This window comes from Streptomyces sp. CRN 30, from assembly GCF_034105845.1.
Map to the genome: position 1 here is coordinate 1 of NZ_JAVRHI010000450.1, position 22,975 is coordinate 22,975.

At 74.2% G+C, this 22,975-nt stretch carries 22 protein-coding genes; 15 read left to right on the forward strand and 7 right to left on the reverse strand.

Translation table 11 applies throughout. The features are described 5' to 3' along the window. Together UW392_RS51410 and UW392_RS51415 are read left to right on the forward strand one after the other, a co-directional pair. On the forward strand, window positions 1–661 hold a 661-nt coding region (locus UW392_RS51410; protein ID WP_320782333.1), incomplete at its 5' end, for a vWA domain-containing protein. Window positions 662–671: 10 nt separating this feature from the next. Then, the gene (locus UW392_RS51415; protein ID WP_320782334.1) at window positions 672–1,352 is read left to right on the forward strand and encodes an SRPBCC family protein; all 681 of its coding nucleotides are present in this window, start codon (window positions 672–674) and stop codon (window positions 1,350–1,352) included. Between the two features lie 43 nt (window positions 1,353–1,395). Here UW392_RS51415 and UW392_RS51420 read toward each other — a convergent pair whose 3' ends face one another. Then, window positions 1,396–1,902 carry a metallophosphoesterase gene (locus UW392_RS51420; protein WP_320782335.1) on the reverse strand — a complete coding sequence of 169 codons (507 nt, stop codon included), beginning with the start codon at window positions 1,900–1,902 and terminating at the stop codon, window positions 1,396–1,398. 130 nt (window positions 1,903–2,032) lie between these two features. On the opposite strand from UW392_RS51420, the gene UW392_RS51425 reads away from it, so the two are divergent. The 4 genes from UW392_RS51425 to rfbC all read left to right on the forward strand — a co-directional run bounded on the left by UW392_RS51425 (window position 2,033) and on the right by rfbC (window position 5,799). Beyond that, a complete protein-coding gene (locus UW392_RS51425; RefSeq protein WP_320782336.1) occupies window positions 2,033–2,497 on the forward strand; it encodes a MarR family winged helix-turn-helix transcriptional regulator in 465 nt (154 codons plus the stop codon). A gap of 45 nt (window positions 2,498–2,542) precedes the next feature. After that, window positions 2,543–3,121 carry an isochorismatase family protein gene (locus UW392_RS51430; protein WP_320782337.1) on the forward strand — a complete coding sequence of 193 codons (579 nt, stop codon included), beginning with the start codon at window positions 2,543–2,545 and terminating at the stop codon, window positions 3,119–3,121. Between the two features lie 127 nt (window positions 3,122–3,248). Then, complete coding sequence (locus UW392_RS51435; protein ID WP_320782338.1) at window positions 3,249–5,195, forward strand: glycosyltransferase family 2 protein; 1,947 nt, start codon at window positions 3,249–3,251, stop codon at window positions 5,193–5,195. A gap of 4 nt (window positions 5,196–5,199) precedes the next feature. Beyond that, window positions 5,200–5,799: a dTDP-4-dehydrorhamnose 3,5-epimerase gene (gene rfbC, locus UW392_RS51440; RefSeq protein ID WP_320782339.1), complete on the forward strand. Its 600-nt coding sequence runs from the start codon at window positions 5,200–5,202 to the stop codon at window positions 5,797–5,799. Between the two features lie 69 nt (window positions 5,800–5,868). Here the strand turns inward: rfbC and UW392_RS51445 are convergent, their stop codons facing one another. From UW392_RS51445 to UW392_RS51465, 5 genes are all read right to left on the reverse strand, one after another. Further along, window positions 5,869–6,672 carry a class I SAM-dependent methyltransferase gene (locus UW392_RS51445; protein WP_320782340.1) on the reverse strand — a complete coding sequence of 268 codons (804 nt, stop codon included), beginning with the start codon at window positions 6,670–6,672 and terminating at the stop codon, window positions 5,869–5,871. Next, the gene (gene rfbD / locus UW392_RS51450) at window positions 6,669–7,541 is read right to left on the reverse strand and encodes a dTDP-4-dehydrorhamnose reductase (RefSeq protein WP_320782341.1); all 873 of its coding nucleotides are present in this window, start codon (window positions 7,539–7,541) and stop codon (window positions 6,669–6,671) included. The genes UW392_RS51445 and rfbD overlap by 4 nt, the downstream gene beginning before the upstream one ends. Continuing rightward, a complete protein-coding gene (rfbB, locus tag UW392_RS51455; RefSeq protein WP_320782342.1) occupies window positions 7,538–8,518 on the reverse strand; it encodes a dTDP-glucose 4,6-dehydratase in 981 nt (326 codons plus the stop codon). Before rfbB ends, rfbD begins: the two co-directional genes overlap by 4 nt. Next, a complete protein-coding gene (locus UW392_RS51460) occupies window positions 8,515–9,582 on the reverse strand; it encodes a glucose-1-phosphate thymidylyltransferase (RefSeq protein WP_320782343.1) in 1,068 nt (355 codons plus the stop codon). Before UW392_RS51460 ends, rfbB begins: the two co-directional genes overlap by 4 nt. Window positions 9,583–9,699: 117 nt before the next feature. Next, complete coding sequence (locus tag UW392_RS51465) at window positions 9,700–9,876, reverse strand: hypothetical protein (protein ID WP_320782344.1); 177 nt, start codon at window positions 9,874–9,876, stop codon at window positions 9,700–9,702. A gap of 179 nt (window positions 9,877–10,055) precedes the next feature. On the opposite strand from UW392_RS51465, the gene UW392_RS51470 reads away from it, so the two are divergent. Then, a complete protein-coding gene (locus UW392_RS51470; protein ID WP_414497548.1) occupies window positions 10,056–12,263 on the forward strand; it encodes a SpoIIE family protein phosphatase in 2,208 nt (735 codons plus the stop codon). Between the two features lie 51 nt (window positions 12,264–12,314). Here the strand turns inward: UW392_RS51470 and UW392_RS51475 are convergent, their stop codons facing one another. Then, entirely contained in the window at window positions 12,315–13,520 is a 1,206-nt protein-coding gene (locus UW392_RS51475; protein WP_320782345.1) for a S1 family peptidase, read from the reverse strand. Window positions 13,521–14,064: 544 nt separating this feature from the next. Here UW392_RS51475 and UW392_RS51480 point away from each other — a divergent pair. The 8 genes from UW392_RS51480 to UW392_RS51515 all read left to right on the forward strand — a co-directional run. Continuing rightward, the gene (locus tag UW392_RS51480) at window positions 14,065–14,280 is read left to right on the forward strand and encodes a type A2 lantipeptide (RefSeq protein ID WP_320782346.1); all 216 of its coding nucleotides are present in this window, start codon (window positions 14,065–14,067) and stop codon (window positions 14,278–14,280) included. Between the two features lie 86 nt (window positions 14,281–14,366). After that, window positions 14,367–15,173, forward strand: coding sequence for an HlyD family efflux transporter periplasmic adaptor subunit (locus tag UW392_RS51485; protein ID WP_320782347.1), 807 nt, complete (start codon window positions 14,367–14,369; stop codon window positions 15,171–15,173). Next, window positions 15,170–17,392, forward strand: coding sequence for an NHLP family bacteriocin export ABC transporter peptidase/permease/ATPase subunit (locus UW392_RS51490; RefSeq protein WP_320782348.1), 2,223 nt, complete (start codon window positions 15,170–15,172; stop codon window positions 17,390–17,392). The genes UW392_RS51485 and UW392_RS51490 overlap by 4 nt, the downstream gene beginning before the upstream one ends. A gap of 1 nt (window position 17,393) precedes the next feature. Then, window positions 17,394–20,213, forward strand: coding sequence for an NHLP bacteriocin export ABC transporter permease/ATPase subunit (locus UW392_RS51495; protein ID WP_320782349.1), 2,820 nt, complete (start codon window positions 17,394–17,396; stop codon window positions 20,211–20,213). Between the two features lie 42 nt (window positions 20,214–20,255). Continuing rightward, window positions 20,256–21,269, forward strand: a complete 1,014-nt coding sequence (locus tag UW392_RS51500) for a Ppx/GppA family phosphatase (protein ID WP_320782350.1) — start codon at window positions 20,256–20,258, stop codon at window positions 21,267–21,269. Between the two features lie 56 nt (window positions 21,270–21,325). Continuing rightward, entirely contained in the window at window positions 21,326–21,508 is a 183-nt protein-coding gene (locus tag UW392_RS51505; protein WP_320782351.1) for a hypothetical protein, read from the forward strand. Window positions 21,509–21,718: 210 nt separating this feature from the next. Then, window positions 21,719–22,741, forward strand: a complete 1,023-nt coding sequence (locus UW392_RS51510; RefSeq protein WP_320782352.1) for an iron-containing redox enzyme family protein — start codon at window positions 21,719–21,721, stop codon at window positions 22,739–22,741. Window positions 22,742–22,762: 21 nt separating this feature from the next. Further along, window positions 22,763–22,975: methyltransferase domain-containing protein (locus UW392_RS51515; RefSeq protein WP_414497547.1), on the forward strand; the 213-nt coding region annotated here is incomplete at its 3' end.

The following is a 22,975-nucleotide window of genomic DNA, read 5'->3' on the forward strand; positions in this document are numbered from 1 at the left end:
CGGGCCGGTCGACCCGCGCCGGACGGTGCGCCGACTGCTGCGGCAGGGCGGGGAGCCGGTGCGGCTCCGTCACCGGGCGCGGACGGTACGTCCGCGCCGGCTGGTGCTGCTCGTCGACATAAGCGGTTCGATGGCGCCGTACGCGGACGCGCTGCTGCGGTTCGCGCACGCCGCCGCGCGCTCCACGCCGGCCGAGGTGTTCACCGTGGGCACGCGGCTGACGCGGGTGACGCGGCAGCTGACCCACCGCGACGCGGACCGGGCGCTGGCCGCGGTGTGGGCGGCCGTGCCCGACTGGCGGGGCGGCACCCGGCTGGGGCCGCTGCTGCGGGAGTTCCTCGACCGGTGGGGGCAGCGGGGCACCGCGCGCGGCGCGGTGGTGGTCCTGCTGTCGGACGGCTGGGAGCGCGGTGACCCGGAGCTGCTCGCGGCCCAGATGCTCCGGCTGCGCCGCCTGGCCCACCGGGTGGTGTGGGCCAACCCGCTCAAGGCGCGGCCGGGTTACGCGCCGCTCGCCGCGGGCATGGCGGCGGCCCTCCCGCACCTGGACGCCTTCGTGTCCGGCCACAGCCTGTCCGCCCTTGAGCACCTGGCGGCGGAGATCCGCGCACCGTCGCGGCCGGCGTCCCGTCCGCCGCCCCGTCCGGCGTCATCGACATGAGGAGGTCGTCATGGAGTTGCATCACGAGTTCACCGTCCCGGTCCCGGTCGACGAGGCGTGGGAGGCGCTGCTCGACATCGAACGGATCGCCCCGTGCATGCCGGGCGCGACCGTCGAGGACTACGACGGCAAGACCGTCACCGGGTCGGTGAAGGTGAAGGTGGGCCCGGTGACGCTGACGTACAGGGGCACCGCTGTCTTCGACGAGCGGGACGACACGGCGCACCGCGTGGTGCTCGTCGCGGGCGGCCGGGAGGCGCGGGGCCAGGGCACCGCGCGGGCCACGGTGACCGGCACGCTGAGCGGGCGGGACGGCGCTACGGCCGTGTCCGTGCGCACGGAGCTGACGGTGACCGGCCGGCCGGCGCAGTTCGGGCGGGGCGTGCTGACGGAGGTGGGCGACCGGATCATCGGCCGGTTCGCGGCGAACCTGAGCGAGCGGCTGGCCGGTCCGGCACAGGGGGAAACGCCCGGTGAGACGCCGGCCGGGGGGACATCGGCCGGGGAGGAGCCGGCGGGGAAGGAACCGGCGGCGCGGGCGCACCCGGTACCCGCCGCGCCGGACGAGCCGCTGGACCTGTTCCGGTTGGCCGGCGTCCCCCTGGCTCGCCAGGCCGGAACGGTGACGGCCGTGGTCCTGGCCGCGCTCGCGCTGCTGACGGGGATACGCCGGTGGCGGCGCCGCCGTTGACGGCCTCCCGGTGTCAGGCAGCCCGGTGTCAGGCCGTCAGGTGTCAGGCCGTCCGTCGCGGCAGGTGGTGCAGTTCCACGTCGGTGAGCCGGCCGTCGGCCGCCTCGGCGGTCAGGTACGTGCAGTACGGCTGGCGGCGCCGGTCGGTCGGGGAGCCGGGGTTGAGCAGCCGCAGGCCCGTCTCCGCGGTGGTGTCCCACGGGATGTGGCTGTGTCCGAAGACCAGGACGTCCAGGCCGGGGAAGCGGGCCGCGCAGCGCGCCTCCCGGCCCTGGGCCGCCCCCGTCTCGTGGACGACGCCGAAACGCAGGCCGCCGAGGTCGGCGCGGGCGACCTCCGGCAGCCGTGCGCGCAGCTCGGGGCCGTCGTTGTTGCCGTACACGGCGACGAGCCGGCGAGAGCGGGCCTGAAGGAGATCGAGGGTGGCCGTGTCGACCCAGTCGCCCGCGTGCAGCACGACGTCGGCGCGCTCGGTCTCGGCCAGCAGGGGCGCGGGGAGTTCGCGGGCTCGCTTCGGCAGATGGGTGTCGGACATCATCAGCAGACGCACCGGGCCAGACTAGGCCGCGGCCCCTCGGTCCGCCGGTCCGCCGGTCCGCCGGCCCGCCGTTCGGACATGAACAGGTAAAACTGTTCAGTTCGACTGGACAGTCATTCCTGTCGATTCTAAGGTCGAAGACATGAACACGGACGCCGCCGAGCCCGCCGAGGGCATCTCCGACTCCGCCACCCGCGCCGCGCACGACCTGCGCGTGGTCTTCAGCAGGCTGCGCCGCCGCATCCGGGAGGTGGCCCGGGACGAGGACCTCACTCCGTCGCAGGTGTCGGCCCTCACCCTGGTCGGCAAGCACGGCGCCGCCACCGCCAGCGCCCTCGCCACCGCCGAGGGGGTCCGCCCGCAGTCCATGGCGGCGACCCTCGTCGCCCTGACGCAGCGCGAACTGATCCGCCGCACGCCCGACCCGGACGACGGCCGCCGCCAGCTGGTCACCCTCACCGACGCGGGCCGCGCCCGGGTCGACGGCGACCGGCAGGTCCGCGACGAGTGGCTCGCCCGCGCGTTCGAGGAGCGGTGCAGCGAGGAGGAGCGGCGGACCGTCCTCGACGCGCTCGCCCTGCTGGACCGGATGACCCGCAGGCCCTGACGTCCGTACCCCTTCTCCCCCGCACCACCGAAAGGCCCGCACCCCATGGCGCTCACCGCCCTCGACCCCCGTACCGCCCTCGTCGTCATCGACCTCCAGGCCGGCATCGTCGCCGCGCCCGTCGCCCCGCACTCCGCCGCCGACGTCGTCGCCCGCAGCGCCGCACTGGCCGACGCCTTCCGGGCCCGTAAGCTCCCCGTCGTCCTGGTGCGGGTCTCCTTCGGCGCGGACGGCGGCGACGTCCCGCCCGGCCGCACCGAGGGCGGCAGCGGCGGCGCCCGCCCCGAGGGCTGGGACGTCATCGTGGACGAGATGCGGGGCGCGGACGACATCCTCGTCACCAAGCACAACTGGGGCGCCTTCCACGGCACCGACCTCGACGTGCAGCTGCGCCGCCGCGGCGTCACGCAGATCGTGCTGACCGGCATCGCGACCGGTATCGGTGTGGAGTCCACCGCCCGCGCCGCCCACGAGCACGGCTACCACGTCACCCTCGCCACCGACGCGATGAGCGACCTGGACGCGGACATGCACCGCAACAGCGTCGAGCGGGTCTTCCCCCGGCTCGGCGAGACCGGCACCACCGCCGAGGTCCTCGCCCTGCTGGACGCCCCGCGCGGCTGAACCCGCCGCACGGCAGGGGGACTCGACGCCGGGGCGGAGGCGGCGGACCCGGCCGGCCGCGTTAGCATCGGGCACCTCCGCCTCAGCAGCAGAGATACGGCAAGAGACCCAGGGGGGCCCAAGCCCGATGCCGGTCAAGGTCAGCGTCATCGTTCCCGTCTACAACCCCGGGACGTACATCGAGGACTGCATCGCCTCGTTGCAGCGGCAGTCCCTGCCGCCCGAAGCGTACGAGGTGGTCTTCGTCGACGACGGCTCGACCGACGCCACCCCGGCCCGGCTCGACGCGCTCGCCGCCGAGGACCCCCGGATGCGGGTGATCCACCAGGAGAACTCCGGCTGGTCGGGGAAGCCGCGCAACGTCGGCATCGAGGCCGCGCGGGGCGAGTACGTCATGTTCGTCGACAACGACGACTACCTGGGCGACGAAGCCCTTGAACGCATGTACGACTACGGGGTCGCCAACGGCGCGGACGTCGTCGTCGGCAAGATGGCCGGCAAGGGCCGCCCGGTGCCGGTGGAGCTGTTCCGCCGCAACCACCCGCGCGCCACTCTCGCCGGCACCCCGCTGATCGACAGCCTCACCCCGCACAAGATGGTCCGCCGCGAGTTCCTGGACCGGATCGGGCTGCGGTTCCCCGAGGGCCGCCGGCGGCTGGAGGACCACGTCTTCGTCACCGAGGCGTACCTCCGCGCGGAGAACGTCTCGGTGCTCAGCGACTACGTCTGCTACTACCACGTCAAGCGCGACGACGCCTCCAACGCCGGTTTCCAGCGCTTCGATCCGGTCGGCTACTTCGCCAATCTCCGCGAGGCCCTCGACGTCGTCGAGAAGTACACCGACTCCGGCGCGCTGCGCGACCGGCTGTTCCGCCGCTGGCTGCGCAACGAGATGGTCGAACGGCTGCGCGGCAAGCGGCTGCTGACCGCGCCCGACGACTACCGCCGGGAACTCTTCACGGAGATCCACAAGGTCGTCGTCGAACGGTTCGGCCCCGGGGTGGCGGCCGGCCTCCAGCCGACCCAGCGGGTCGTGGCCGCGCTGGCCGCCGCCGACCGCTACGCCGACGCCGTGGCGTTCGCCGAGTGGGAGGCGTCCGTTGCGCTGCGCTCGTCGCCCGAGGGCGTGACCTGGCAGGACGGCACCCTCGTCCTGGACTTCCTGACCGAGTACACGAGCGGTGGGGAGCCGATGACGTTCCCCGCGGACGCCGCCGGCACGCCGCTGGAGGGGGCGCCGAAGGACGTCGCCGCGGCGATCGCGTGGGTGAAGGCGGAGACCGCCGTCCGCTTCGGGGCCGCCACCGCCGACCTGCTGCTGCGCGAACGCTCCAGCGCCGCCCAGCACTTCCAGCCGGTGCGGTTCACCCGCGAGTCCGTCCCCGCCGGGGACGACGGCCGGGTCCGGCTGACGCTGCGGGCGACGGCCACCGTCGACCCGGCCACGCTCCCCGGCGACGGCGTGTGGGACGCCCTCGTCCGGGTGAAGCTCGGCGGCTGGACCAAGGAGTGCCGGCTCGGCCCCGTGCCCCGCTCGGCCGGCCGCCCCGACCCGGCCGCCGCGGTCGTCGGCGGCCGTACGGTCCTGCCGTACTGGACCGACCCGCACCGCAACCTGTCGCTGGACCTCGCCGCCTCCACCCGGCGGCTCGGACTGCCGCGCGCCGACCTCTCCGTGACCGGCGACCGGCTGCGCGCGGGCCTGCCGCTGTACGTGCCCGGGGAGACCGAGGCGCTCCTGCGGCTCGCCGCGCCGGGGCGGACCCTCGACGTGCCCGGCACACTGGCGCCGACCCCGGACCCGGCGCGGTCCCGGCTCACCGCGGTGCTGCCCGCCGACGTCCTGGCCGGGGGCACCTGGAAGGCGTCGGTGCGGCTGGCGCCGGCGGAGGGCGATCCGCGCTTCCACGCCCTGCCGCAGAGCCTGAGGGCCGAGGACGGCCGGGTGCGGGTGGGGGCGGCGCCGCGGCCCGGTGCCGTGCGACGGCTGGTGCGCAAGGCACGGCGCGCGGTCGGCGCCGCCGTGCGGAAGGCCGCTTCCCGGCTGCGGGAAGCCCCGAAGGCGAGGGCGTGAGAACGTGCGGGCACTGGACATGGCGGGCGCCTGGGTACTGGAGCCCAAGGTGTTCCCCGACGACCGGGGCAGCTTCCACGAGTGGTACCGCGGCGCGGAGTTCCGCGAGGCGACCGGATACGACCTGACACTGGCGCAGGCCAACTGCTCGGTCTCCCGCCGGGGTGTGCTGCGCGGCGTGCACTTCGCCGACGTGCCGCCCAGCCAGGCCAAGTACGTCACCTGCGTACGGGGCGCGGTCCTCGACGTGGTCGTGGACATCCGCACCGGCTCCCCCACCTTCGGGCAGTGGGAGGCGGTGCGGCTCGACGACGACACCCGGCACGCGGTGTTCCTCGCCGAGGGGCTCGGGCACGCCTTCATGGCGCTCACCGACGACGCCACCGTGGTCTACCTGTGCTCCACCGGGTACGCGCCCGGCCGCGAGCACGGGGTGCACCCGCTCGACCCCGCGCTGGGCATCGCCTGGCCCGAGGACGTGCCGCCCGTGCTCTCCGAGAAGGACGCCGCCGCGCCGACCCTGGCCGAGGCGGAGGAGGCCGGGCTGCTGCCGTCGTACGCGGCCTGCACCGCGTACTACGAAGAGCTGCGCGGCCGGCGGTAGGGAGCAGCGGACTCCCGCCCCGGCGGCGGGAGTCCGCTCGTGTCCTCGGGGCGGGAGTCCGCTCGTGTCCTAGCGGCTGACGCCGACCTGCTCCACCGCGCGGCGCAGCGGCTCCCAGCCGCGGGAGCGGCCGAGGCCGAGGTTGCGGGCCTTCACCAGGCGGCCCCAGAAACCCGCCTCCAGCAGTATCCCGGGCGGCACGGCCCCGGAGCGCTCCAGGATCGCCTCGGGGACCTTCTGCGGGTCCTCGACCAGGTACTCCGCCATGATCTCGTCGTACTTGTCCTGGAGGACGGTGTTCTCCGGGTCGGCGCCGAAGACGACCAGCTGGCCGGTGGGCTGGGTGTCGACCTGGACGGTCACCAGGTCGGGCCGGTACCGGGCGAGCACCTCGGTGATCTTGTAGACGTCGCCGGTCCAGGCGCCGGTGTGCCGGTCGCGGGCGGCCTCGTCGACGTTGCGCGGCAGCATGTCGTCCAGGACGATCACGCTGGACCAGTCCGAGTGCTTCTCCACGTTGATGAAGTCGCGCAGCGCGTACTCGAAGAGGTGCATGCCGTCGATGAACGACAGGTCGAGGGTGGTACGGCGCCAGTACCCGGTCAGGGAGCGGCCCCGGCGCATGTTGCGCAGCGGGTGCCGGCCGCTCCTGAGGTGGGCGAGGGGGTTCTTCCGGGCGAAGAAGTCGTCACTGGTCGCCTTGACCAGGTGGACGTCGCACTTCAGCTCCGAGACGACCTTGAAGGCGGGGTCGATCGCGATGCTGGGTACCCGGGAGAGGCGCAGGCTGCGGCCGTCGTTGACGCCGATCTCCAGGTAGTTGCGGTTGGCGCTGGCCTTGTGAAGTTCCCGCAGGAACTCGTGCCGTTTCAACTGGACTCCTTGCGGATTCTGGGAAGAGCCTCGTGCAGGGCGGAGCGCCAGTCGCGGGGCGCGGGCAGGCCGATCTCCTGCCAGCGGCCGTGCGCGAGGGCGCTGTATGCGGGGCGGGGCGCGGGCCGGACGAAGGCCGCGCTCCCGGTCGGGCGGACCCGGTCGGGGTCGGCGCCGAGCAGGGAGAAGACCTCCCGGGCGAGGTCGTACCAGGTCGCCTCGCCGGTGCTGGTGGCGTGGTAGACGCCGTGCGCGCCGCGGCCGACGAGCGGTCCGGTGTCGGCGACGCGGGCGGCGACGTCGGCGCTCCAGGTGGGCTGGCCGCGCTGGTCGTCGACGACGTCTACGGTGTCGCGGCTGCCCTCCAGGCCGATCATGGTGCGGACGAAGCTGCGGCCGTGGACGCCGTAGAGCCAGGCGGTGCGCAGGACGGCGCTCGCGTCCGGGAGTTCCTCCAGGACGGCCCGCTCCCCGGCCAGTTTGGTGCGGCCGTAGGCGGTGCGGGGCCCGGTGGGGTGGTCCTCCGGGTAGGGGGCGTCGCGGTCGCCGCCGTCGAAGACGTAGTCGGTGGAGACGTGGACGAGCCGGGCGCCGTGCGCGGCGCACGTGCGGGCGAGCAGCCGGGGCCCCTCGCCGTTGATCTCCAGGGCGCGGGCCTCGTCGGTCTCGGCGTCGTCGACCGCGGTGTAGGCGGCGCAGTTGACGACGAGGTCGGGGCGGTGCGCGTCGAACGCCTGCTCAAGGGAGGCGGGTTCGGTGATGTCCAGCGCCGTGCGGCTAAGGCCCGCCACCTCCTCGCCGCGGCGGGTCAGCTCGGCCACGACGTCCCGGCCGAGCATGCCGCCCGCGCCGGTGACCAGCCACCTCATGACTGTCCCCGGGCGACGCGCCGCTTCAGCGGCTCCCACCAGTCGCGGTTCTCCCGGTACCAGGCGACGGTCTCGGCGAGCCCGGCGGTGAAGTCGTGCTCGGGGCGGTAGCCGAGTTCGTCGCGGGCCTTGCTCCAGTCGACCGAGTAGCGCAGGTCGTGGCCCTTGCGGTCCTCGACGTACTCGACGCGGTCCCAGTCGGCGTCGCAGGCGGCCAGCAGCAGGCCGGTCAGCTCCTTGTTGGTCAGCTCGGTGCCGCCGCCGATGTTGTAGACCTCACCGGCCCGGCCGCGGGTCCGCACCAGCTCCACGCCGCGGCAGTGGTCGTCGACGTAGAGCCAGTCGCGGACGTTGAGGCCCTCGCCGTAGAGCGGGACCTTCTCGCCGTCGAGGAGGTTGGTGACGAAGAGCGGGATCACCTTCTCGGGGAACTGGTGCGGGCCGTAGTTGTTGGAGCACCGGGTGACCCGTACGTCGAGGCCGTGGGTGTGGTGGTAGGCCAGGGCGATCAGGTCGGAGGACGCCTTGGAGGCGGAGTACGGGGAGCTGGGGACGAGCGGCCAGGTCTCCGCGGCCGAGCCCTCGGCGATCGAGCCGTAGACCTCGTCGGTGGAGACGTGCACGAAGGTCTCCAGACCGTGCCTGAGGGCGGCGTCGAGCAGGGTCTGGGTGCCGACGACGTTGGTGAGGACGAAGTCGTGGCCGCCGAGGATGGAGCGGTCGACGTGCGACTCGGCGGCGAAGTGCACCACCTGGTCGGCCTCCGCGACGAGCTTGTCGACCAGTTCGGCGTCGCGGATGTCGCCCTGGACGAACTCCAGCCGCGGGTGGTCGAGTTCGAGGTTGTCGAGGGTGCCGGCGTAGGTGAGCTTGTCGAGCACCGTGACGCGCGGCGCGTCGGGCGTGTCGGCGGCGAGCAGCCCCCGGACGTAGCGGGAGCCGATGAACCCGGCGGCGCCGGTGACGAGGAGGTTCATGAGTGGATCTGCACCTTGCTGTGGTCTCCGAGGACGAGTCGGTGGGCGCTGGGCACGCTGGGTGCCGGGGTCACTTCCACGTGCCGGCCGATGAGCGAGGCCTCGATCCGGCCCACCCCGTGGATCGACGCCTCGCGCAGCACGATGGAGAACTCCACCTCGCTGTCGGTGATCCGGCAGTTCTCCGCGACGGACGTGAACGGACCGACGTAGGAGTCGCTGACCACGCTGCCGGCGCCGATGACGGCGGGGCCGACGATGCGGGAGTTGACGATCCGCGCGCCCTTCTCCACCACGACCCGGCCGATGGTCTCGGACGCGTCGTCGACGTCGCCGTCGATGCGGCGCTCCATGGCCTCCAGGACCGTCCGGTTGACCTCCAGCATGTCGCCGACGTTGCCGGTGTCCTTCCAGTAGCCCTTGATGACCGTGCAGCGGACGTCGGCGCGGAGGTCGATGAGGTGCTGGATGGCGTGGGTGATCTCCAACTCGCCGCGCCAGGAGGGCTTGACGGCCCGCACCGCCTCGTGGATGGCGGGGGTGAAGAGGTAGACGCCGACGAGGGCCAGGTCGCTCTTGGGGTGCTGCGGCTTCTCCTCCAGGCCGAGGACCTGGCCGTCCGGGCTCAGTTCCGCGACGCCGAAGGCGCGCGGGTCGGCCACCTGGGTGAGCAGGATCTGCGCGTCCGGCCGGTGGGCGCGGAACTCCGCGACGAGGTCGGTGATCCCGCCGACGATGAAGTTGTCGCCGAGGTACATGACGAAGTCGTCGTCGCCGAGGTACTCCCGGGCGATCAGCACCGCGTGGGCCAGCCCCAGGGGGCGTTCCTGCGGGATGTAGGTGACCCGCAGCCCGAACCGCGACCCGTCGCCGACGGCTTCCTCGATCTCCTCGGCGGTGTCGCCGACGATCATGCCGACCTCGGTGATCCCGGCCTCGGCCAGGGACTCCAGTCCGTAGAACAGGACAGCTTTGTTGGCGACCGGGACGAGTTGCTTGGCCGAGGTGTGTGTGATGGGCCTCAGCCGGGTGCCCGCGCCGCCGGACAGCACCAGTGCCTTCATCTGGTTCACCCTACTGTCGATCCGGGTGAACGGAACGTTAGTTGATTTACTCGGCGATGACGACGGCGCGGCAAGCCGGTTGCCGCGCCGTGATCTGTGGGTTGCTGTCCTTGCGGGTCAGTCCTCGCCCCGGACGATGTTCTGCTCCGGTCCGGGCCGCGGCGCACGCCGTCCGCCGGCTTCCTCCACGGCGGGCAACGAGGTGCGCACCGCGCCCGCGCCACGCCGGGCACGGGCCTTGGACCAGCCCGTCTCGGGGCGCCGAGCGGGTGTCTCTCCGGTGTCCGTGATCACGGATCATCCACTTCCTTCTCGCTTGCCGTGACCGACGCCGGGTTCCCCGACGGGCGCCCGGCCAAACACCGGCGCACGCCGTGCGAGCGGGCGCGAGTCGTACGTGCGCTCGCCGTGCGCGCAGGGGCGACAGGAGGAAGATTTGAGTACGGGTGCGCGCGGCGGTGCCTGGCGAGGAGGTGGTCGGCGTGTCCGAGAGGCGGCGGTCGTCGGCGCCGGTGCCCGGGACGCCCCCGGCGGGGCCCGCGCAGGCGCGGCACGTGGGGCAGCCCGTGCTGTCCATCGCGCTGGCCTCGATGATGGAGGACACCCGGGCCCAGTCCGGCGCCGTCTACCTGCTGGCGGCGGACCCGCCGGTCCTGGAGATGGCCGTGATGGCGGGGCTCCCCCGGGTCTTCGCGGCGCCCTGGGAGCGGGTGACGCTGCACGCCCAGGTGCCGGTGGCCGACGCGGTGCGCGAGCGGCGGACGGTCTGGATCGGCGGCGAGGAGGAGATGGCACGCCGCTATCCGCGGGTCGCCGTCGTCCTCCCCTATCCCTTCGCGATGGCCGCGCTGCCGGTCGCGACCCCTTCCACCGTCCACGGCGCGGTCTTCCTCACCTGGCCGGGCACGCACCCGCCGGAGCTGCCCACGCGGGCCCGGGAGCGGCTCACGGCGGCCTGCGACCGGCTCGCCGTACGGCTGGACCGGGCCGCGCGGGCACGGCTGCCCGTCCACGCCGAGCCCGATCTGCCGGCCGCGCCGTCGGTGGGGGACGTGGCGGGGACGTCCGGCTCGCTGGAGGCGGTGCGGATGGTGGGGCGGCTGCCGGACGGGCTCTGCTCGCTGGACCTGCACGGACGGGTCGCCTTCGCCAACGCGGCGGCGGCCGGGCTGATGGGCGTCCCCGTCGACCGGCTCCTCGGCGAGCAGCTGTGGTCCGTGGTGCCGTGGCTGAACGACCCGCTGTACGAGGACCGCTACCGGGCCGCGCTGTTCAGCCAGCGCGCCACCTCCTTCGAGGCGCTGCGCCCGCCGGGCGACCGGCTGTCGTTCCGGCTGTACCCGAGCCGGAGCGGGCTCAGCGTCCGGATCGACAGGGCGGGCACGGAGCCGCGGACCGGCGCGGCCGCGCCCGCGCCGGAGGCCGGGTCCTCCCCCCGGCTCGTCACCGTCTCCCAGGTGGTGAGCCTGACCGGTGCCCTGGCCGAGGCGGTCGGGGTACGGGACGTCGTGCAGTTGGTCGCGGACGAGATCGCGCCGACCGTCGGCGCGCGGGCCCTGGTGGTGCTCGGTTCCCGGGCGGGCCGGATGCACGTCCTCGGGCACCGGGGCTATCCGGATCCGCGGACCGTCGGACGGTTCGACGGGCTGCCGCTCACCGAGCGGACCCCCGGCACCGACGTCCTGCGGACGGGCGTGCCGGTCTTCCTCGAGTCGGAGGCGGAGCTGTACCGCCGCTACCCGGCGCGGCAGGCGACCCCCGACGGCTACGCGGCCTGGGCGTACCTGCCGCTGATCGCCTCGGGGCGGCCGGTGGGCACGTGTGTCCTCGCCTACGGCGCGCCGCACCCCTTCACCACCGACGAGCGGGCGGTGCTCACCAGCATGGCCGGGCTGGTCGCGCAGGCACTGGACCGGGCCCTGCTCTACGACGCGAAGCACCGGCTCGCGCACGGGCTGCAGGCGGCGCTGCTGCCGCACTCGCTGCCGGCGCTGCCCGGGATCGAGGCGGCCGCCCGCTACCTCCCGGCGACGCGGGGCATGGACATCGGCGGCGACTTCTACGACCTGGTGCCGACCGGAGGGGGCGCGGCGGCGGCCGTCATCGGGGACGTGCAGGGGCACAACGTGACGGCGGCGGGGCTGATGGGACAGGTCCGCACGGCCGTCCGCGCGTACACGGCGGTCGGCCAGTCGCCGGAGGAGGTCATGCGCAGCACCAACCGGCTGCTGATCGACCTCGGCACCGAGCTGTTCGCCAGCTGTCTGTACCTGCGGATCGAACCGGGCGGCGGGCGGGCGGTGATGGCGCGGGCCGGGCATCCGCCGCCGCTGCTGCGCCGGTCCGACGGGCGGGTGGGGACGGTGGAGGTCGCCGGGGGGCCGCTGCTGGGCATCGACGCGTCGGCCGTGTATCCGACGACGGAGGTGCCGTTCGCCCCCGGTGCGCTGCTCGCCCTTTACACGGACGGGCTGGTGGAGTCGCCGGGGGTCGACATCGAAGACGCCGTGGCCGGGCTGGGGCGGCGGCTGGCCGGGGCGGGCGACGTACCGCTGGATGTCCTGGCGGACGGTCTGGTGCGGCACGAGGCGGACGGGGAGGAACGGGCGGACGACATCGCCCTGATGCTGCTGCGGGCGGCCCTCCCCGGGGAGGGCCGCGGGCAGCACCCGCGCGGGTGAGCACGGGCGGACAACTACGGGGCGGGTGAGTACGGGGGCGGTACGGACGCGTCAGTGCGTGGGCGTCATGCCGTACTCACCGGCACCGGCGCCTTCCTCACCGGCACCGGCGTCATCGCCCGCGCCACCGGCATCCCCCGCCCCCAGCGTCGCCCCCACCGCCTCCAGCGCGGTGGTCACCGGCTGGAAGAACGTCTCGCCGCCCACCGTGCAGTCGCCGCTGCCGCCGGAGGTGAGGCCGACCGCGAGACCGTCCTGGGTGAACAGCGGGCCGCCGCTGTCCCCGGGTTCGGCGCAGACGTCGGTCTGTATGAGGCCGGTGACCGTGCCCTCGGGGTAGTTGACCGTGGCGTCGAGCCCCAGCACCTGTCCGTCGGCCAGCCCGGTCGTGCTGCCCATCCGGAGGACCTGCCCGCCGACGGTGGCCTCGGCGGCCGCGGAGACGGCGACCGTCTGCTCGCCGACGTTGACCTCGCTCAGCGCCTCGGTGGCCGGGTCGTCGTAGCGGACCAGTGCGAAGTCGCCGTCGCCGGGGAAGACCGCCTGGTCGACGGTGGCGATCGGCGCGCCGTCCTGCGCGTCGGACCACTGCTCGGCGGCGACCCCGCAGTGCCCGGCGGTGAGGAAGGCGGGCGCGCCGTCGTCCGCGACGACGTTGAAGCCGAGCGAGCAGCGCGCCCCGCCGCCGAAGATCGCGTCGCCGCCGGAGACGAACGTCTTGAAGGTGCCGGCGGACTTCTTCAGCGTGGCCACGCCGGAGCCGAGTTCCCGCACGGTGGACTCGACCCGGTCCCAGCGCTCGCCGGTGACGGTGGAGTCGGCGGTGACGAGGATCTTGTTGGTCCGCGGGTCGACCGCCCACGACGTGCCGGGGACGGTCGCCTCGGCCTTCAGCGTCGCGGCGCCCCGGTCGAGTTCGGCGAGGGTGTTGTCGACCTGGCGGACCTTCGCGCCCGCGCTCTTCGCCTGGACGATCACGTCGTTGTCGTCGCCGTTGACGACGACGTTGACGACGAGCTGCCGGTCGTCCGCGTCGTAGTACGACCCGGCGAAGGCGTCGCCGAGCGTCGCGGCGAGGCGGGCGGCGAGGTCGGAGGCGTCGGTCGCCTTCAGGGTGCGGGGTGCCGCGTCGGCCTGGTCCGACGTGCCGCTCTGCGAGGCGCCGGCCTGCGGCAGCAGGATCGCGGCCGCTCCGAGCGCCACGACGCCGCCCGCCGCGATCGCGGCCTTCCGCTTCGGCATTCGCTTGTGACTCAACCTTCTCGACCTCCTGGGGACGGGGTACGGGGCGCCTGGACGGCAGGAGGTACGCACGGGCCGTGTGCGGCGTTCACCCGGCGCCCGACCGGCACCCGGCGAAGCCGTCCGGTCACGTTCCGTGCGGGTCGCCGAGCGGAATCCCCGCTTCGGCGAATCTGCACATTCCGCGCCCACCCCGGTCACCCCCGTTGGAGGTTCTGCACAACCACGCGCTTCGCGTACGTCATTGGCGAGGTGTGCCGGATTCACCGCGGGCGGGGCAAGGGGGGCCGGTGCGGCGATGCTGCGCCGCGTGTGAAGAAGTCACCGCGAAGGCGTGCCCGGACCTGCACGTCTGGGCCCCGATGTGGAGCAACTCCCCTGGTGGGACGGGGTGATCGAGTGGAAGCCCGGACGGCGGGCGTGCTTTGATCCATCGCACCGCGGGGGCCGCCAGGGCTCCGGAGAACGGGTGTCGGGCACCCGCGGTCGCGGCCGTCGTCCGTCCCCGGAGGGGGCCGCTCCCCCCTTGTGAAATGGCTAGTACGAAGGGAAGTTCCCCATGAACTCCACCCCCCAGGTCGAGACCGCCGAGCTCTCCGACGCCGAGCTGGACAACGTCTCCGGCGGTCTCTCGGTGAACGCCGCGGGCACCGTCACCGGCCTCGTGGACGGCATCGCCCCGGTCTCCGGCCTGGTCGACACGGTCGTCGGCACCGTCGAGGGTGTCACCGGTCTGAACACCGCCCCGGTCACCAACCTGGTCACCGGTCTCTGATCGCGCCCTCGTGCCGCTGAGTCCCGGAGCCGCATCCCCGGCTCCGGGACTTCCCGGCGTTCGCCCTATCCCCTGGACACCCTCCCGTGCAGTTCCGCCGACAGGCCCTCGCCAAGCTCCACTCGCCCGAGGAGCTGGACCTCCCCGTGCGCTTCGCCCGCCCCCAGGGCTGGCTGGTGCTGTCCGTCACCGTGCTGACGACGGCCGCCGCCTGCGTGTGGGCGGTGACCGGCTCGGTGACCTCCACGGTCGACGCGCCGGCCGTCCTCACCCACAACCAGGGCAGCTACCTGTTGCAGAGCCCTGTGGCCGGCCAGGTGACCGCCGTCGTCGCGCGGCAGGGCGAACGGCTCGCCGCCGGCGCCCCCGTGCTGAAGGTCCGTACGGCCGACGGCGAGAGCGTCGTCCGCGCCCTGGACGCGGGCCGGGTCAGCGCGCTCGCCGCGACCGTCGGGCAGATCATCTCCACCGGGGCGGACGTCGCCGCCGTGGAGAAGGTCGCGCACGCCGACGACCCGCTCTACGCCACCGTGTACGTCCCCGCCGAGAGCGCCGCCGCCGTCTCCGCGCACGCCGCGGTGGACCTGACCGTGCAGTCGGTGCCGGCCCAGGAGTACGGGGTGCTCCGCGGCCGGGTGGCGTCCGTGGACCGCGCCGCGCAGTCCGCCCGGCAGATCTCCGCCTTCCTCGGTGACGGCCGGCTCGCCGAGCAGTTCACCGAGGACGGCAGGCCGGTCGCGGTGACGGTGCGCCTCGAACCCTCCGCGGGCACGGAGAGCGGCTACGCCTGGTCGTCGTCGCAGGGGCCGCCGTTCGCGCTGACGTCGATGACCATGGCCACGGGGTCCGTGCGGCTCGCCGACGAGCACCCCGTCGACTGGCTGCTGCCGTGAGCGCCCGGACCGGGACGCGGGGCCGCCGCCGCGCCGCCCCGCCGAAGCGCCGGGTGCCCGAGGCACGGGCGGGAAGGGTCCGTACGCCCACCGTGCTCCAGATGGAGGCCGTGGAGTGCGGCGCCGCCTCCCTGGCGATGGTGCTCGCCCACTACGGGCGGCACGTCCCGCTGGAGGAGCTGCGCATCGCCTGCGGCGTCTCCCGCGACGGCTCGCGCGCCGGCAACCTGCTGAAGGCGGCGCGCTCCTACGGTCTGACCGCCAAGGGCATGCAGATGGACCTGGCCGCCCTCGCCGGGGTGCGGGCACCGGCCGTGCTCTTCTGGGAGTTCAACCACTACGTCGTCTACGACGGCACGGGCCGCCGCTTCGGCCGGCGCGGCGTGTTCGTCAACGACCCCGGCAAGGGCCGCCGGTTCGTCCCGGCGGAGGAGTTCGACGGTTCCTTCACCGGGGTGGTCCTGACCATGGAGCCGGGCCCCGGGTTCACCCGGGGCGGCCGACGGCCCGGGGTGCTGGGCGCGCTCCCGGCCCGGCTGCGCGGCACCGCGGGCACCCTGCCCGCCGCGGTGCTGGCCAGTCTGCTGCTGGTGCTGGTCGGCGCGGCGGTGCCCGCGCTCAGCCGTACCTATGTCGACATGTTCCTGATCGGCGGGCGGACCTCGCTGCTGGGCGTGCTGTTCGCGTCCATGGCGGCGTGCGTTCTGCTCACCCTGGTGCTGACCTGGTCGCAGCAGGAGAACCTGCTGCGCGGGCGGCTGATCTCCTCGACGCTGTCCAGCGCCCGCTTCCTGCGGCACCTGCTGCGGCTGCCGGTGACGTTCTTCGCGCAGCGCTCCCCGGCCGACCTGGTCCAGCGGCTCCAGTCCAACGACGCGGTCGCCGAGACCCTCTCCCGGGACCTGGCGGCGGCCGGGGTGGACGCGGTCGTCGTCGTCCTCTACGCGCTGCTGCTGTACACCTACGATCCACAGCTCACCTTCGTCGGCGTCGGGGTGGCGCTGCTGAACATCGTGGCGATGCGGGTCGTCGTCCGGCTCAGGGCGACCCGTACGGCGAAGCTCCGCGCGGACTCGGCGCGGCTGACCACCACCGCGTACACCGGTCTCCAGCTGATCGAGACGATGAAGGCGACCGGCGGGGAGGACGGCTACTTCCGCACGTGGGCGGGGCAGCACGCCACGACCCTTGAGGAGCAGCAGCGGCTCGGGGTGCCGAGCGCCTGGCTGGGGGTGGTCGCGCCGACGCTGGCGACGGTCAACAGCGCGCTGATCCTGTGGATCGGTGGCCTGCGCGCGGTGGAGGGGCACATCTCGGTGGGGCTGCTGGTCGCCTTCCAGGCGCTGGTGGCCCGGTTCACGGCGCCGCTGACGCGGCTCAACGGCGTGGCGGGCCGCATCCAGGACTTCGCGGCCGACGTGGCGCGGCTGAAGGACGTGGAGAACTTCGACGCCGACCCGCTCCACGGCCGTGCGGACGCGGGCGGGTCGACGCGCCGGCTGCGGGGCCACGTCGAGCTGGAGAACGTCTCCTTCGGCTACAGCCCGCTGGACGAGCCGCTGCTGACCGGGTTCGACCTGAGCGTGGGACCGGGGCGGCAGGTGGCGCTGGTCGGCGGTTCGGGCAGCGGCAAGTCGACGGTGTCCCGGCTGATCTCCGGGCTGTACACGCCCTGGGAGGGGGTGATCCGCATCGACGGGCAGCGCCTTGAGGACATTCCGCGCGGGGCGCTGGCGGCCTCCGTCTCCTTCGTCGACCAGGACGTGTTCCTGTTCGAGGGGACCGTCCGCGACAACGTGGCGCTGTGGGACCCTTCCGTGCCGGACGAGGCGGTGGTCCGGGCGCTGCGGGACGCGGCGCTGTACGACGTGGTCCTCGGCAGGCCGGGCGGCATCCGCGGCCGGGTCGAGCAGGACGGGCGGAACTTCTCCGGCGGGCAGCGCCAGCGGCTGGAGATCGCGCGGGCGCTGGTGCGCCGGCCCAGCGTCCTGGTCCTGGACGAGGTGACCAGCGCGCTGGACGCGGAGACCGAACTGGTCGTGATGGACAACCTGCGCCGCCGGGGCTGCGCCTGCGTGGTGATCGCGCACCGGCTGAGCACGGTCCGGGACAGCGACGAGATCGTGGTCCTGCACCACGGCACGGTCGTGGAGCGCGGGCGGCACGAGGAACTGGTGGCGCGCGGCGGCGCGTACGCGGCGCTGGTCGGGGAGCGGTGAGATGACGGCCGTGGACGAGCACGGGCAGGACGTGGTGCTGGGGGCGCTCGGCGCGCTGGGCACACCGGTGGACTGCTCCGCGCGGGGCCGGCTGGAGCTGGCGGGGCCGCAGGTGCTGTGGCTGGTCGCGGCGGGCGCGACGGACCTGTTCGCGGTGGACGCCGGGCGGGAGGGCACCTGGCACCATCTCGGCCGGCTGGAGGCGGGCACGCTGCTGCTCGGGCCGGTCACCGGACCCGCGCACACGCTCGTCGCCCGCCCGCTGCGCGGCTGTGTGGTGCGCCGCGTCGAACTGCGCGAGCTGTACCGCACGGCGGCCACCGAGACCTGGTCCTACGACGAGTGGGGCAACCCGAGTCACGTGCCGCCGACGGCGAGTCCGCTGGAATACGCCCTGGCCCTGGGCGTCGGCCGGGGCCTGTCCGTCCTCTTCCAGGCTCCGATGGCCGGCGAGGGCGGGACGGCGGCCGGTGACGACGAGGTGTTCTGGATGCGGGTGCCGCCGGGCAGCGTCCGGTACGGGCCGGTCCACGGCGGGCGGGCGGCGGACGGTCTGCTGATGGACCCGGCGCTGTGGCGGAGCATGGTCGACCAGCAGTACCGGCTGCTGACCACCCTGGACCGCTGGATCGAGCAGCTCGAACAGAACCACGAGACGCGGGCCGCCGCCGGGATCAGGGCCGGGGAGGCGGTGCGCGCCCGTGCCGACCGGACGCTGCTCGCCTCCCTCGGCGAGCGGACCGGCCGGCGCGCGACGGCCGCCGACACCGACGCCACGTACGCGGCCTGCGAACTGGTCGCCCGCGCGGCCGGGATCACCCTCGCCGAGCCCCCGCGCGACGGCCCCGACGGGGAGCGGCTCGACGAGGTGGAACGGGTGGCGCTGGCCTCGCGGGTACGCAGCCGCGCGGTGCGCCTCGACGGGCGCTGGTGGCGGGAGGACGTCGGGCCGCTGGTGGGGCACCGGGCGCTGTCCGGTGCGCCGGTGGCGCTGCTGTGGCGGCGCGGGGGCTACGCGGCGGTGCATCCGGTGACGGGCCGGTCCACGCCGGTGGGCAAGGGGAACGCCGGGGAGTTCGAGCCGCGCGCGGTGATGTTCTACCGGCCGCTGCCGGAGCGCGGGCCGGGAGTGGTGCGGCTGCTGCGGTTCTGTCTGCGGGGCGCGCGCGGCGACCTGGCGCTGCTGGTGCTGGCCGGGCTGGTCACCGTGGCGATCGGGGCGGTGGTGCCGATCGCCACCGGCAAGGTGCTCGGTGAGTTCGTGCCGAGGGCGCGGACGGACCTGATCACGCAGGTCTGTCTCGCGGTGCTGCTCGGCGGGGTGGTGACGGCGGCGTTCACGCTGTTGCAGAACCTGACGATCCTGCGGCTGGAGGGCCGGATCGAGGCGGCGCTCCAGCCGGCCGTGTGGGACCGGCTGCTGCGGCTGCCGACGAAGTTCTTCGCGGAGCGTTCCACCGGTGAGCTGGCGAGCGCCGCCATGGGCGTCTGCCAGATCCGCCGGCTGCTCGCGGGGGTCGGTCCGACGGTGGCGCAGTCGGTGGCGGTCGGCGCGATGAACCTGGCGCTGCTGCTCTGGTACAGCGTGCCGATGGCCCTGGCGGCGCTCGGGATGCTGGTGGCCGTAGCGGTGCTCTTCCTGGTCCTCGGGCTGTGGCAGGTGCGCTGGCAGCGGCGGCTGGTGGTGCTCGGCAACAAGCTGAACAACCAGGCGTTCCAGACGCTGCGCGGGCTGCCCAAGCTGCGGGTGGCGGCGGCCGAGAACTACGCGTACGCGGCCTGGGCGGGGCAGTTCGCGCGCAGCCGCGAGCTGCAACGGCGGGCGGGGCACGTCAAGAACCTCAACGCGGTGCTCGGCGCGGTCTACCTGCCGCTGTGCACGCTGGTGATGTTCATGCTGCTGGCGGGCCCGGCGCGCGGGTCGATGTCGGCGGCCGAGTTCCTGACCTTCAACACCGCGGTGACCATGCTGCTGACCTCGGTGACCCAGCTGACCGGCGCGTTCGTGTCGGCGGTGGCGGCGCTGCCGCTGTTCGAGGAGATCAGGCCGGTCCTTCAGGCGGCACCGGAGGCGCGTGCGGCGAGCACCCGGCCGGGTCCTTTGTCGGGGGCGGTCGAGGCGCGGCGGCTGTCGTTCCGGTACACCGACGACGGACCGACGGTGCTGGACGACGTCTCCTTCGAGGTGCGGCCGGGCGAGTTCGTGGCGGTCGTCGGCCCGAGCGGCTGCGGCAAGTCCACGCTGCTGCGGCTGCTGATCGGCTTCGACCGCCCGCTGTCCGGGAGTGTGCTGTACGACGGTCAGGACCTGGCCGCCCTCGATCCGTCGGCGGTGCGCCGGCAGTGCGGGGTGGTCCTCCAGCACGCGCAGCCGTTCACCGGGTCGATCCTGGACGTCATCCGCGGCACCGAGCCCTGTACGCCCGAGGAGGCGATGGCTGCGGCCGAGCTGGCGGGGCTCGGCGACGACATCCGGCGGATGCCGATGGGCCTGCACACCCTCGTCTCGGGCGAGTCGGTCTCCGGCGGCCAGCGGCAGCGGCTGATGATCGCGCAGGCGCTGGTCCGCCGGCCCCGGGTGCTCTTCCTGGACGAGGCGACCAGCGCCCTCGACAACGCGGCACAGCGCACGGTGATCGAGTCGACCAAGGCGATCGACGCCACCCGGATCGTCATCGCGCACCGGCTCACCACGGTGCTGGACGCCGACCGTGTCATCGTCATGGAGGGCGGCCGGATCGTGCAGCAGGGCCCGCCCGCGGCGCTGCTGGCCGACACCGGCGGGCGGCTGCACGGGCTGGTGCGGCGGCAGCTGGCCTGACCGCGAACGTTGATCCGCACCGGGAATGGGTACTGCGGCAGCATGCGAATAAGCGTGGTGGACGTGGGGTCGAAGACGGTCCGGCTCGTGGTGGCGGACGCGCGGGACGGCGTACCGCTCCCCGTGCACACCGCCAAATGGCGGCTGAGACTGTCGGAGCAGGTGAGACCGGGGGGCCCGGTCCCCGAGGAGGCGGTCGAGCGGCTGACCGAGGCGGTCGCCGAGGCGGACCGCACCGCGGCCCGCTGGGGGGCGGCCGGGCCGCTGGCGTTCGCGACCGCCGTGGTGCGCAACGCGCCCAACCGCCAGGAGGTGCTGGACACGGTGCGGACCCGCACCGGTGTTCCGCTGCGCACCCTGCCGGGCGAGGTGGAGGGCGAGCTGACCTTCCTCGGCGCGCGGCGCTGGATGGGCTGGCGGTCCGGGCCGCTGGCGCTGCTCGACATCGGCGGCGGGTCGCTGGAGGTGGCGTTCGGCCGCGGCCGGCTGCCGGACTTCGTGGCCTCGCTGCCGCTGGGCGCGAACCGGCTGACCCATGAGTTCTTCGAGGAGCAGGACCCGCCGGCGCCGGAGCGGATACGGGCGCTGCGCCGCCGGGTCCGCCACCAGCTGCGGGACGTCGCGGCCCGGATCCGCTGGGAGGGGCCGCGTACCGCCGTGGCCACCTCGCGGACGTTCCAGCAGCTGGGGCGGTTGTGCGGCGCCGCGCCGGGTCGGCACGGCCCGTTCGTGGAGCGGGAGCTGCACTGCGGGGAGCTGCGGACGGCGATCGACCGGCTGGCCGTCCTGCCCGCCGCCGAACGCGCGAAGCTCCCCGGCATCTCCGCACCGCGCGCCGCGCAGAGCCTGGCCGGGGCGGTGATCGCGCACACGGCGATGAAGCTGACCGGTATCGACGTGGTGACCGTGTGCCCGTGGGCGATCCGCGAGGGCATCATGCTGCGGCACATCGAGGACGGTCCCTCCTGGTGGGCGGAGACCGCCCGCTGGGACGAGGACGCCCGGTCCGTCCCGGCGCCGGTCCCGCTGCGCATCGCGGCGGCCCGGGGCCACTGACCCGCACGGCGCACCGCCGCACCGGAAGAGAACCATCGCGACGAGAGGAGACGCTCGTGTCCCGAGACGGCGAGCACGGTCACAAGGAGCCCGAGACGGCCATCGAGGAGGTCCTGCGCGAGGTCGAGGAGGCCGAGACCCGCGACCCGGACGCCCCGGGCGAGCGGGGCCACCGCGGCGAGGCCGGCGACGCGACCTCGCCGAACACGGGCGCCCAGGAGGAGTCCCACCACGACTGACCCGTCGGCCGTCCGGGGCCACCGAGCGGACGACGAAGGTCATGGGGCCGGCCCCGGACGGACAGCGGGGGTTCTGGGCCTGCCCGCGACGGACAGCGGAGGTCCCGGGCCTGCCCCGGACGGACAGCAGAGGTCCCGGGCCGGCCCCGGGGGGGCCGTCCCCCGTCCGGCCCGGGATGACCGGGCGGACGGCGGGGTACCCGGCGGCGTATGGAGACCGACCGCCGCCAAGGACCACAGCCGCCGTCCGCCCGGGGACCTCTCTCCGCGGCCGTCCGCGACCACCTGCGGGGCACCGGCCCGCTCCCCCGCCCCGAGGCCGCGGCGGACGCCCCGGCCTACGGCGACGACCTCCAGCTCGCGCTGTACCAGTGCTACGAGCTGCACTACCGCGGATTCGCCGGGGTGGACCCCGAACGGGAGTGGGACCCTGGGCTGCTGCGGTTCCGCGCGGCGCTGGAGGAGCGGTTCCTGGCCGCCCTCAGGGCCGGCACCCGCGTCCATGAGACCGTCGAGGACGCCGTCGCCGAGCTGCTGGTGGAACCGGCCGACGCCACCGGCGTCAGCCACTTCCTGCGGGACAAGGGCGAGCTGTGGCACTTGCGGGAGTACGCCGCCCAGCGCTCCCTGTACCACCTGAAGGAAGCCGACCCGCACGCGTGGGTGCTGCCCCGGCTGTGGGGGCGGCCGAAGGCGGCGATGGCGGCGGTGGAGTTCGACGAGTTCGGCGGCGGGCGGCCCGACCGGGTGCACGCCCTGCTGTTCGCCGACCTGATGGCCGACCTCGGCCTGGACACGACGTACGGGCGCTACCTCGACGCCGCGTCCGCCGAGACGCTCACCATCGTGAACATGATGTCCCTGTTCGGGCTGCACCGGTCCCTCAGGGGCGCCCTCGTGGGCCACTTCGCGGCGGTCGAGATCACCTCCTCGCCCGGCTCCCGGCGGCTCGCCGAGGCGATGCGCCGTACCGGCGCCGGACCGGCCGCCGAGCACTTCTACGACGAGCACGTCGAGGCGGACGCGGTCCACGAGCAGATCGTCCGCCACGAGGTGATCGCCGGTCTGCTGGAACAGGAGCCGCACCTCGCACCGGACGTGATCTTCGGTATCGACGCCACCGGGCACGTCGAGGACCTCCTCGCCGCCCGGCTGCTGACCGAGTGGCGGGCGGGCCGCTCGTCGCTGCGCGTGCCGCTCGGCGAGGAAGCGGAACCGGCCCATGTTTCCTGACCACAGGGGTACCTGGGGCGGGTGACCCCACTGGTGCTGCCGGGCGTCTACGCCCCGCAAGAAGACACGGCGCTGCTGTCCGGCGCCCTCGCCGACGAGCCGCTCGTGCCCGGCGCGGCGGTCCTGGAGGTGTGTACCGGGACCGGCGCGCTGGCGCTGGCCGCCGCGCGGCGGGGCGCCCGGGTGACCGCGGTGGACGTGTCGTGGCGGGCGGTGTGCACGGCGCGGCTGAAC

Bases quoted from the DNA above. Each gene is read 5' to 3' on its own strand.
- UW392_RS51415 (WP_320782334.1), top strand. From the start codon at position 672: ATGGAGTTGCATCACGAGTTCACCGTCCCGGTCCCGGTCGACGAGGCG.
- UW392_RS51425 (WP_320782336.1), top strand. From the start codon at position 2,033: ATGAACACGGACGCCGCCGAGCCCGCCGAGGGCATCTCCGACTCCGCC.
- UW392_RS51430 (WP_320782337.1), top strand. From the start codon at position 2,543: ATGGCGCTCACCGCCCTCGACCCCCGTACCGCCCTCGTCGTCATCGAC.
- UW392_RS51435 (WP_320782338.1), top strand. From the start codon at position 3,249: ATGCCGGTCAAGGTCAGCGTCATCGTTCCCGTCTACAACCCCGGGACG.
- rfbD (WP_320782341.1), bottom strand. From the start codon at position 7,541: ATGAGGTGGCTGGTCACCGGCGCGGGCGGCATGCTCGGCCGGGACGTC.
- rfbB (WP_320782342.1), bottom strand. From the start codon at position 8,518: ATGAACCTCCTCGTCACCGGCGCCGCCGGGTTCATCGGCTCCCGCTAC.
- UW392_RS51460 (WP_320782343.1), bottom strand. From the start codon at position 9,582: ATGAAGGCACTGGTGCTGTCCGGCGGCGCGGGCACCCGGCTGAGGCCC.
- UW392_RS51480 (WP_320782346.1), top strand. From the start codon at position 14,065: ATGAACTCCACCCCCCAGGTCGAGACCGCCGAGCTCTCCGACGCCGAG.
- UW392_RS51495 (WP_320782349.1), top strand. From the start codon at position 17,394: ATGACGGCCGTGGACGAGCACGGGCAGGACGTGGTGCTGGGGGCGCTC.
- UW392_RS51500 (WP_320782350.1), top strand. From the start codon at position 20,256: ATGCGAATAAGCGTGGTGGACGTGGGGTCGAAGACGGTCCGGCTCGTG.
- UW392_RS51510 (WP_320782352.1), top strand. From the start codon at position 21,719: ATGGAGACCGACCGCCGCCAAGGACCACAGCCGCCGTCCGCCCGGGGA.